This is a genomic window from Aquabacterium sp. (assembly GCF_029946005.1).
Taxonomy (GTDB): domain Bacteria; phylum Pseudomonadota; class Gammaproteobacteria; order Burkholderiales; family Burkholderiaceae_C; genus Aquabacterium.
The window spans coordinates 398,210-407,666 of the sequence record NZ_JAQSDR010000002.1; the positions used below are offsets into that span (position 1 = coordinate 398,210).

The 9,457-nt window shown below is 63.1% G+C and carries 9 protein-coding genes and 1 pseudogene; 7 read left to right on the plus strand and 3 right to left on the minus strand.

The window, feature by feature from the left end:
- Window positions 1-262 precede the first annotated feature (262 nt).
- Genes gatC through gatB form a run of 4 tightly spaced genes read left to right on the plus strand, consistent with a single transcriptional unit; the run spans window position 263 to window position 4,427 of the window.
- Window positions 263-562: an Asp-tRNA(Asn)/Glu-tRNA(Gln) amidotransferase subunit GatC gene (gene gatC / locus PSV38_RS02120; RefSeq protein ID WP_230180221.1), complete on the plus strand. Its 300-nt coding sequence runs from the start codon at window positions 263-265 to the stop codon at window positions 560-562.
- A complete protein-coding gene (gene gatA / locus PSV38_RS02125; protein ID WP_300544295.1) occupies window positions 559-2,067 on the plus strand; it encodes an Asp-tRNA(Asn)/Glu-tRNA(Gln) amidotransferase subunit GatA in 1,509 nt (502 codons plus the stop codon). The genes gatC and gatA overlap by 4 nt, the downstream gene beginning before the upstream one ends.
- Window positions 2,064-2,912 carry a metal-dependent hydrolase gene (locus PSV38_RS02130; RefSeq protein WP_300544297.1) on the plus strand — a complete coding sequence of 283 codons (849 nt, stop codon included), beginning with the start codon at window positions 2,064-2,066 and terminating at the stop codon, window positions 2,910-2,912. Before gatA ends, PSV38_RS02130 begins: the two co-directional genes overlap by 4 nt.
- A gap of 30 nt (window positions 2,913-2,942) precedes the next feature.
- The gene (gatB, locus tag PSV38_RS02135) at window positions 2,943-4,427 is read left to right on the plus strand and encodes an Asp-tRNA(Asn)/Glu-tRNA(Gln) amidotransferase subunit GatB (RefSeq protein WP_300544300.1); all 1,485 of its coding nucleotides are present in this window, start codon (window positions 2,943-2,945) and stop codon (window positions 4,425-4,427) included.
- A gap of 8 nt (window positions 4,428-4,435) precedes the next feature.
- Here gatB and PSV38_RS02140 read toward each other — a convergent pair whose 3' ends face one another.
- The 3 genes from PSV38_RS02140 to pyrE are packed head-to-tail and all read right to left on the minus strand — an operon-like array spanning window position 4,436 to window position 6,385.
- Window positions 4,436-5,119, minus strand: a complete 684-nt coding sequence (locus PSV38_RS02140) for a hypothetical protein (protein ID WP_300544302.1) — start codon at window positions 5,117-5,119, stop codon at window positions 4,436-4,438.
- Window positions 5,106-5,678: a hypothetical protein gene (locus tag PSV38_RS02145; RefSeq protein ID WP_300544305.1), complete on the minus strand. Its 573-nt coding sequence runs from the start codon at window positions 5,676-5,678 to the stop codon at window positions 5,106-5,108. Before PSV38_RS02145 ends, PSV38_RS02140 begins: the two co-directional genes overlap by 14 nt.
- Before the next feature lie 29 nt (window positions 5,679-5,707).
- On the minus strand, window positions 5,708-6,385 hold the full coding sequence (gene pyrE, locus PSV38_RS02150) for an orotate phosphoribosyltransferase (protein WP_300544308.1): 678 nt from the start codon (window positions 6,383-6,385) through the stop codon (window positions 5,708-5,710).
- Window positions 6,386-6,398: 13 nt separating this feature from the next.
- On the opposite strand from pyrE, the gene PSV38_RS02155 reads away from it, so the two are divergent.
- The 3 genes and pseudogenes from PSV38_RS02155 (at window position 6,399) to PSV38_RS02165 (ending at window position 9,439) form a co-directional block, all read left to right on the plus strand.
- Window positions 6,399-7,211 carry an exodeoxyribonuclease III gene (locus tag PSV38_RS02155; RefSeq protein ID WP_300544311.1) on the plus strand — a complete coding sequence of 271 codons (813 nt, stop codon included), beginning with the start codon at window positions 6,399-6,401 and terminating at the stop codon, window positions 7,209-7,211.
- 73 nt (window positions 7,212-7,284) lie between these two features.
- Window positions 7,285-7,371: pseudogene (locus tag PSV38_RS02160) on the plus strand (transcriptional regulator); the annotation flags it as partial.
- Between the two features lie 217 nt (window positions 7,372-7,588).
- Window positions 7,589-9,439 (plus strand): NERD domain-containing protein/DEAD/DEAH box helicase, encoded by a 1,851-nt coding sequence (locus tag PSV38_RS02165; RefSeq protein ID WP_300544313.1) that lies wholly within the window; start codon window positions 7,589-7,591, stop codon window positions 9,437-9,439.
- The last annotated feature ends 18 nt before the right edge of the window (window positions 9,440-9,457 follow it).

The window sequence follows — 9,457 nt, forward strand, 5'->3', positions numbered from 1 at the left end:
CGGCTAGCCTCATCAGGTGAAGGACCACCCGCCGTGCCGCATGACCGCACGCGCCGAATCGCCCCAAACCCGAGAAAAGCCTTGCAAACAAGATGCGCCGCGCGGCGACACAGCACCGGCGACGATCAGAAATGGTGTTCAACCCACCACCCGCAACATGCCCAATTGTTGTGCATTCACTGGTGATGGATAACCTAGGATAATACCCCAAGCCCCGGTGAAATCTCCCTGGGCACCGCCTTTGCTACCTTGGATGAAACCCATGGCCCTGACCCCCGCTGACGTCAGCCGGATTGCCCAACTCGCGCGCCTGGAACTGCGCAGCGAGGAGCAAACCGCCATGCTGACCCAATTGAATGACTTTTTCGCCATCGTCGAGAAGATGCGCGCCGTGGACACCTCTGGCGTGGAGCCCCTGTACACCCCCCTGTCGGCCATCGAAGACGTGACCCTGCGCCTGCGCGAGGATGCCGTCAGCGAGTCGAACGACCGCGACGCCAACATGCGCAATGCCCCGGCCCAGGAAAATGGCCTGTTTTTGGTGCCGAAGGTGATCGAATGAGCGCACAGTCTTTACATGATTTAACGCTGGCGCAATCCGGCCAGCAGCTTGCGGCCGGCCAGACGACCAGTGTGGACTTGACCCGCCATGCCTTGGCGCGCATTGCCGCCCACAGCGCTTTGGGGGCTTTTCTTCACGTGGACGCGGAGGGCGCGCTGGTCCAGGCCGCCGCCGCCGATGCGCGCCGCGCTGCTGGACAGGCCCTGGGCCCGCTGGATGGCATCCCGATCGCACACAAAGACATCTTCGTGACCCGCGACCTGCCGACCACGGCCGCGTCCAAGATCCTGCAAGGCTATGTCAGCCCGTTTGACGCCACGGTGGTGGCCAAGCTGAAGGCCGCCGGCACGGTGACCGTGGGCAAGCTCAACTGCGACGAGTTCGCCATGGGCGGCGCCAACGAAAACTCGGCGTATCACTTGGCGCGCAACCCCTGGGCCACCGACCGCATCCCCGGCGGCTCGTCTGGCGGCTCGGCCGTGGCCGTGTCGGCGCGCTTGGTTGCAGGTGCCACCGGCACCGACACCGGCGGCTCGATCCGCCAACCGGCTGCGCTGACCGGCATCACCGGCATCAAGCCCACGTACGGCCGCTGCTCGCGCTACGGCATGATCGCTTTCGCTTCGTCGCTCGACCAGGCCGGCCCGATGGCCCGCACGGCCGAAGACTGCGCCCTGCTGCTGCAAGCGATGAGCGGCTTCGACGAGCGCGATGCCACCAGTGCGCAACAAGCTGTGCCTGATTTTGTGAGTGGCTTGAGAACACCACGCGCGGGCGCCACGGCCGAGCAGCCCTTGAAAGGCCTGCGTGTCGGCGTGCCAAAAGAGTTCTTTGGCGAAGGTGTGGCCGCTGGCGTGCTTGAGGCCACCAAGCAAGCGTTGGCGCAATTGCAAAAGCTGGGCGCCACTTTGGTCGACGTCAGCCTGCCGCGCACCGAGTTGTCCATCCCCGTGTACTACATCATCGCGCCGGCCGAGGCCTCGTCCAACCTGAGCCGCTTCGATGGCGTGAAGTTCGGGCACCGCGCCAAGCAGTACACCGACCTGGCCGACATGTACCGCAAGACCCGCGCCGAAGGCTTCGGCCCCGAGGTCAAGCGCCGCATCATGATCGGTGCTTACGTGCTATCGCACGGCTACTACGACGCCTATTACCTGCAGGCGCAAAAGCTGCGCCGCATGATTGCCGATGACTTCCAGTCGGCCTTCCAGCATTGCGACGTGATCGCCGGGCCGGTGTCGCCCAACGTGGCGCGCCCCATCGCGGCCGACGGTGGCCGCCAGGCGGACCCGCTGGCCGAGTACCTGGCCGACATCTTCACCCTGCCCGCCTCACTGGCTGGCCTGCCCGGCATGAGCGTGCCTGCGGGCTTCGGCGAGCACGGCCTGCCCGTGGGCCTGCAACTCATCGGCAACTACTGGCAGGAAGGCACTTTGCTGCACACGGCGCACGCCTTCCAGCAGGCCACCGACTGGCACCAGCGCGTGCCTGCGAGCCTGGCATGAGCACCGCCCCCGCGTCATCGCATGACATGACCATCCGCCACCTGGACATTGATTTGAGCCAGGGCTTTGAGCCGCACTGGAACGGGGGCGATGCCTACCGCTCGCAAGTGTTCAACGCCCTGTCCTTCATGTTCCCGGTGGGGGAGCAGTTTTTCATCGACGCGGTGCGCCATTTCCTGCCCGAGGTCGAACGCCAGGGCAACACGCAACTGGCCAAGGACATCAAGCTGTTCGCCGGTCAGGAGGCCACGCACCGCCACCTGCACCAGCAGTACAACGACCACCTGCTGGCCATGGGCTACGACGCCTGGGTGGAACGCACGCTCCAGCGCGTCATGCATCTCACGCGCAACTCGCCGCCGCGCTTCAAGCTGGCCATCACGGTGGCCTACGAGCACTTCACCGCCGTGCTGGGCGATGGCCTCTTGCGCCGCAGCAGCTGGACCGAGCGCATGACGCCGATGATGCGCGCCCTGTGGACCTGGCACGCGGCCGAAGAATCAGAGCACAAGGCCGTGGCCATGGACACCTACAACGCCGTCGGCGGCACTTACCTGATGCGCGTGTCGCTCTTCCTGTTGATCTCGATCGAGTTCAACATCTGGGTGGCCATCCAAACCGCCAAGATGCTGCGCCGCGACGGCATGCTGTTCAAGTGGTCCACCCACCGCAGTGCGCTCGGCTTCTGGTTTGGCCGCGATGGCGTGGCCTGGCACACCTTGCCGCACTGGCTGGCCTACTTCAAGCCCCACTTTCACCCTTGGCAACACAACAACCTGGCACTGCTGGAGCGCTGGCGGCAACAGAACGCCCAGACCTACCGCGCCGTCGGCAGCCGTCCCTGAATTGAACCCATCCTTCACGCTGAACGCCCCATGACCCCACCTGCCCTCATCCGCGGTTACGAAGTCGTCATCGGCCTGGAAACCCACGCCCAGCTGTCGACGCAATCCAAGATCTTCTCGGGGGCCTCCACCGAGTTTGGCGCCGCCCCCAACACCCAGGCTTGCCCGGTGGACCTGGCCTTGCCCGGCACCCTGCCGGTGATGAATCGTGGCGCGGTCGATCGCGCCATCGCTTTCGGCTTGGCCGTGGGTGCCACAGTGGCCCCGCGCTCGATCTTTGCGCGCAAGAACTACTTCTACCCCGACCTGCCCAAGGGCTACCAGATCAGCCAATACGAGATCCCGGTGGTGCAAGGCGGCTCGGTGCGTTTCTTCGTTGGCGATGTCGAGCACACGGTGCAGCTCACGCGCGCCCACCTGGAAGAAGACGCGGGCAAGTCCTTGCACGATGACTTCGTCGGCTTCAATGGCGAAAAATCTAGCGGCATCGATTTGAACCGCGCAGGCACACCACTGCTGGAGATCGTGACCGAGCCGGACATGCGCTCAAGCATTGAAGCGGCCGAGTACGCCCGCGCCCTGCACGCCCTGGTGGTGTGGCTGGGCATCTGCGACGGCAACATGCAGGAAGGCAGCTTCCGCTGCGACGCCAACGTGTCGGTGCGCAAGCCCGGCGCGCCCTTTGGCACCCGCCGCGAGATCAAGAACCTGAACAGCTTCAAGTTCATCCAGCAAGCAGTGGATTACGAGATCCAGTGGCAGATCGACGAGATCGAAGATGGCCGCAGCATCCAACAGGCCACCGTGCTGTTCAACGCCGACACCGGGCAGACGCGCGCGATGCGCAGCAAGGAAGACGCGCATGATTACCGTTACTTCCCGGATCCGGATCTGCCACCGTTGGTGATCGCGCCCGAGTGGATCGAGCGTGTGCGTGGCGAGATGCCGGAGTTGCCGCGCGCCATGGCCGCGCGCTTCCAGGCCGACCATGGCCTGCCCGCTTATGACGCGACACTGATGACGCAGTCCAAGGCCGTGGGCACCTTCTTCGAATCCGCCGCCAAGGCGTGTGGCCAGCCCAAGCTGGTGTCCAACTGGGTCATGGGCGAAATTTCGCGTCGCTTGAACGCGGCTGAGCAGACCATTGAATCCAGCCCCGTCAGCGCCGAGTTGCTGGCCGCCCTGATCGGCCGCATCGCGGACGGCACCATCGCCAACAACGGCGCCAAGCAAGTCTTTGAAGTGTTGTGGACGGAGGCGGCTTCAGGCCTTGCGCCCACGGCACGCATCGACACCATCATTGAGGCGATGGGCCTCAAGCAGATGAGCGACACCGGCGAGCTGGAAAAGATCCTGGACGAGGTGCTGGCCGCCAATGCCAAGTCGGTCGAGGAATACCGGGCGGGCAAGGACAAGGCCTTCAATGCCCTGGTCGGTCAGGCCATGAAGGCCACCAAGGGCAAGGCCAACCCGTCCACGGTCAACGAGCTTTTGAAGAAAAAGCTCGAAGGCTGAGGCTCAGGTCAGCGCGGTGCCACGGTGAACGCGGCAGGCACCGAACCCAGCGGCGCGCCGGCCCACAGGCGCCTCAAGCGGGCCAATTCGCTGTCATACAGCGCGTTGATGCGCACCATCTCGGCCTTCTGGTTCAAGATGATGTCGCGCTGGGCCAGTTGCGTGGCCTCGTTGTCTTCGATGCGCTGGCGCAGCTTGAAAGGCATGGCCTTGCCCTTGAAGAATTCGGCCTCGGTCATCAGGCTCTTGCGGTCGGTCTGCAAATCGGCCACGCGTTTTTCAGAGATGGCGATGGCCTTGCGCAAGTCGTCCAGCGCCGCCACACGCCCCTTGTTGTGCGCGGCCTCATTGGGAAAGCGCATCATCAGGTTGCGGTCGCGGCGGACCGCGTCCTTGCGGGCGGCCTCTTGCGTGGCTTTCTGCCGCTGCAGATCCTCATAAGCCGCCTGTTCGTCGGCGGTCATGCGCGGCGGCACGGTCTGGCGATGAGAGCCGTCCTTGTTGAGCACGCGCTGCTCGCGGTCCAGGCACTCCTGGATCGGGCGGTCTGAGGTGAGCTTGTGGCCCTTGCCGTCGTCGCATGAGTAAATGGTGGGCGCCGCCAGCGCCGAGGTCGCACTCCACATCGCGATTGCGCCCAGACGGGCCACGCCCCACGCTGTCAGTTTCAAGCCCATGTCAGCAACCCGCATCACGCCACGCCTTTGCGGCTGCTTGCCGCTGTCGATTGTTGGGTTCGGTCGGCTCCAGGTCCATCTGACCTTTCAACACCTGGCAGAGGTTGGCCAGCCCACCCACAGGCGCCTTGGCCGCCATGCAGTCGGTTTCGACCGCCTGGCGCACCTCCAGGGACGAACCGCGCCGGTTGAACACATCGGCAATCAGGCGGCGGTCGCCTTCAGTGGTCGCGGCTGCCAGCTGCACCTCGGCCGTTTTACCCGACTCCTTGGCCCACACGACCTGCTTGGCGCGGTTGCCCAGGGCCGCGCATTCGGCGTCGACCTTGGCCGCCCCCACTGGCGCCACGGCCGCGCCGGTGGCCACCAAGGGTGATGCTGGAGGCAGCGTGGTCGGCTTTTGATCCCGGGCCACGCCGCTGCTGTTGATCACCTTGGCGGGCTGGCCTGCATCACAGGGGCGGTCCTGGTAGGAACTGCCGCAGCGGAACATGGTGCCCCCTGCGAACGTCGGCGAGCACAAGGAAGCGGCCAGTGAGGCCAGCCAGAACAAATTTGGCGCGAATCGTTGCATGGGTCGGTCAGTGAGTCTGGGGCGCCGCCTCAGACCCCGTAGCGCTGGCGATACGCCGCCACCGCAGAATGGAATGAGACCAACGCCGGGTCGGATTGATGACTCAGATATTGCAACAGGTCGGCCAGGGTCGCAATGGAAACAACCGGCAGTTGGTAGTGCTGTTCAACCTGCTGAACGGCACTTTCCGGACATTCTTCACCATTCAGGGTGGCTTTTTCTTGCCGGTCCAGCGCGATGGTGACGCCGCAGGGCGTGGCGCCCGCCTTGGCGATCAGGTCGATGGACTCGCGCACCGAGGTCCCGGCCGAGATCACATCGTCGATGATCAGCACGCGGCCTTTGACGGGTGCGCCCACCAGGGTGCCGCCCTCGCCGTGGTCTTTGGCTTCCTTGCGGTTGTAGGCGAAGGGCACGTTTTTGCCCAGGCGCGCCAGCTCAATCGACACGGCGGCCGCCAGGGTGATGCCCTTGTAGGCCGGGCCAAACAGCATGTCGAACTGCAAGCCGGAGTCCACCAGCCGCTGTGCATAGAATTGGGCCAGGCGGCCCAGCTTGGCGCCGTCGTCAAACAAGCCGGCGTTGAAGAAATAGGGCGACAGCCGCCCCGCCTTGGTCTTGAATTCCCCGAACCGCAACACCTGCGATTGAACCGCGAAGGCCACGAACTCCTGGGCCAGCGCGCTGTTGGAAGGGGTGTTGCTCATTTGAAAGGTCCTCGTGTTTCGACTCGTCTCACTCAACCTGAACGGCATCCGGTCGGCCGCCAACAAGGGCCTGATCCCCTGGGCTGAAGAGCTTGCGGCCGATTGTATGGGCGTGCAGGAACTCAAGGCACAGGCCGCCGATTTGACCCCTCACTTGACCGCCATGGCGGGCATGAAGGGCTACTTTCACCATGCAGAAAAGAAGGGCTACTCGGGCGTGGGCATGTTCAGCAAGCACGAGCCTTCGGATGTGCTGATCGGGCTGGGCACGCACGACACGACCACCGAGTTCGACGCCGAAGGCCGCTGGGTCGAGGTGCGCTTTGACAAACCTGGCCGCAAGCTGTCCCTCATCAGCTGCTACTTCCCCAGCGGCTCCAGCTCGGAAGACCGCCAGCAGGCCAAGTTCCGCTTCCTGGGCATGATCGCGCCGCACCTGGCGCGGCTGAGGGGCGAGCGCGAGTACATCCTGGTGGGCGACGTCAACATCGCGCACCACGAGAAGGACTTGAAGAACTGGAAGGGCAACCTCAAGAACAGTGGCTTTTTGCCCGAAGAGCGCGCCTGGATGAGCACTTTGCTCGACCCGGACAAGGGCATCGGCCTGGTCGACGTGTACCGCCAGTTGCACCCCGAGACCACGGACGAGTGCTACACGTGGTGGAGCAACCGGGGGCAGGCGCGGGCCAAGAATGTGGGGTGGCGGATTGACTATCAGTTGGCGACGCCTGGCCTGGCGCCCACGGCGCGCAGTGCAAGCGTCTACAAGGGCAGTTGGTTCAGCGACCACGCGCCGCTGATCATTGATTACGACTTTGACATTTGATCCGCTGAGCCGCAGCAAGCCGAAAAAACCGGCAAGATTGGCAAGGTCCAACACATGCAATCAATGATGTTGCATGAAACAAAACAGCCAACTCTCTGACGTCCTCCATGTGCTGCTGCACATGGCCGAGGGCGACGGACCATCCACATCCGAGACGCTGGGCAACGTGTACCAGGCGCTGGGCGCGCCTGTGAAACAAAACATTGACTTTGCCGTCATCGGCGGCAGCTGCTCCGGCCTGGCTGGGCGCTGGCAGATGGGGCGCTGGCAAGCGCTAGGTTCATCTGATCACTGGCAGCCATCGCGTAAGCCCCTTAGCCTGATGCTGATTTTGGGTGCATCATGCAGTTACAAAAAATCAGTGATGGATTCACGGGATGGCGGCTCTTATTCCTTCGAAAGGTAGCTGTACTTTCGAAACACGCGGCGAGGAACGCCTGGCGGAACGTCTGGAGCAAATGCTCGATGACGACTATCTGCTTTGGTACAACGTACCCGTCGGGCCCAAGCAATCTCACCCTGACTTTGTCGTCATGCACCCCCGGCACGGGCTGCTGATTCTTGAGACCAAAGACTGGAAGCTGGAAACCATACGGCAGGCAACACGCCAGGCCTGGGACATTCATGCCAACGGCCAGATCAAGGTCGTGATCAATCCGTTGGCCCAAGCCCGTCACTGTGCGATTCAGGTGATTGACGCACTCAAGCGAGATCCACAACTCATTCAGGCAGACGGGCCGTACAAAGGCGGCCTGGCTTTTCCCTGGGGGCACGGGGTTGTGTTCACCAACATCACACGCAAGCAATTTGACGATGCTGGCCTGCACGAAGCGATAGAGCCGCACCATGTGATCTGCAAAGACGAGATGCTGGAGAGCGCCGATCCAGAAGCTTTTCAGAAGAGGTTGTGGGACATGTTCCCACACAGTTTTGGCGGCGCGCTGTCATTGCCGCAAATAGACCGCGTGCGCTGGAATATGTTTCCGCAAATCCGCGTGCAAACCACCGGCGACCTCTTTGACGACAACGACCCCGACGAAGACCTGCCCGACATCATGCGGGTCATGGACATCCAGCAAGAGCAACTGGCTAGATCCCTGGGCGATGGCCACGGCGTGGCGGGCTCGGGCAAAACCATGATTTTGGGCTACCGCGCCGAGTATTTGGCCAAGGCCTGCACGCCCAGCAGCAAACCCATCCTCATCCTCTGCTTTAACGAACCGCTGGGGGTGAAGCTGCACAGGGTGATGGAGGCCAAGGGCCTGAGCGACCGGGTGCATGTGCGGCATTTTCACAGCTGGTGCCACCGGCAGCTCACGGCCTATGGGCAAGAACTGCCCGCGCAAAACATGCCCGTGGGTGCCAAGATGATTGACATGGTGGACCGCGTCATCCGCGCGGTGGAGCGCAGCCAGATACCCGGCGGCCAATACCAGGCGGTGATGATTGACGAAGGCCACGACTTTGCGCCCGAATGGCTCAAGCTCGTCACCCAAATGGTGGACCCCGCCACCAACAGCCTGCTGGTGCTGTATGACGATGCGCAAAGCATTTATGAACGGGCGCGCAGCAAACAATTCAGCTTCAAAAGCGTGGGCATCCAGGCGCAGGGCCGCACCACCATCCTGAAGATCAACTACCGCAACACCCGCCAAATTCTGCACACCGCCAGCCTGGTGGCTGCGGACTTGTTGACGGCGGACGACAAAGACGACGACGGCATCCCGCTGCTGAAACCCGTGAGCTGCGGACGCGAGGGGCAAGCCCCCGTCATCATCAAACTGCCCACCTTGCGCGACGAAGCATTTGCCATAGCCGACCACCTGGCTAAGGCGCACAAAGAAGGCTTTGCATGGGGTGACATGGCCGTGCTGTGCGCGGACTGGGACACCATGGACCTGTGCGCCAGCGCCCTGGCCCAACGCAAGCTGCCGCACCGCGTACGCAAACGCAGCGGCGACTACCACCCCGGCGCAGACGCCATTCAGGTGATGACCATGAAGGTCAGCAAAGGCCTGGAGTTCCCCGTGGTGGCGCTACCCGGCGTGGGGCACATGCCTGCGCACGGCGAGGACGAGAAGGAAGCGGCGCGGGTGTTTTATGTCGCGGCGACAAGGGCGACGCAAAGGTTGATGATGGGGGTGGGTGGGGATGGTGGGTTTGGACAAAAATTCGCCATTAGCATGAGTAGCTGTCAAGTCCCGGCTGGTTATAAACGCGCTTCTTGAATAATTCAGGTTTTTTCT

Excerpts from the sequence above, each read along its gene's own strand:
- pyrE (WP_300544308.1), bottom strand. The coding sequence starts at position 6,385 with ATGAGCAACACCCCTTCCAACAGCGCGCTGGCCCAGGAGTTCGTGGCC.
- gatA (WP_300544295.1), top strand. The coding sequence starts at position 559 with ATGAGCGCACAGTCTTTACATGATTTAACGCTGGCGCAATCCGGCCAG.
- PSV38_RS02140 (WP_300544302.1), bottom strand. The coding sequence starts at position 5,119 with ATGCGGGTTGCTGACATGGGCTTGAAACTGACAGCGTGGGGCGTGGCC.
- gatC (WP_230180221.1), top strand. The coding sequence starts at position 263 with ATGGCCCTGACCCCCGCTGACGTCAGCCGGATTGCCCAACTCGCGCGC.
- gatB (WP_300544300.1), top strand. The coding sequence starts at position 2,943 with ATGACCCCACCTGCCCTCATCCGCGGTTACGAAGTCGTCATCGGCCTG.
- PSV38_RS02165 (WP_300544313.1), top strand. The coding sequence starts at position 7,589 with ATGGCGGCTCTTATTCCTTCGAAAGGTAGCTGTACTTTCGAAACACGC.
- PSV38_RS02130 (WP_300544297.1), top strand. The coding sequence starts at position 2,064 with ATGAGCACCGCCCCCGCGTCATCGCATGACATGACCATCCGCCACCTG.
- PSV38_RS02145 (WP_300544305.1), bottom strand. The coding sequence starts at position 5,678 with ATGCAACGATTCGCGCCAAATTTGTTCTGGCTGGCCTCACTGGCCGCT.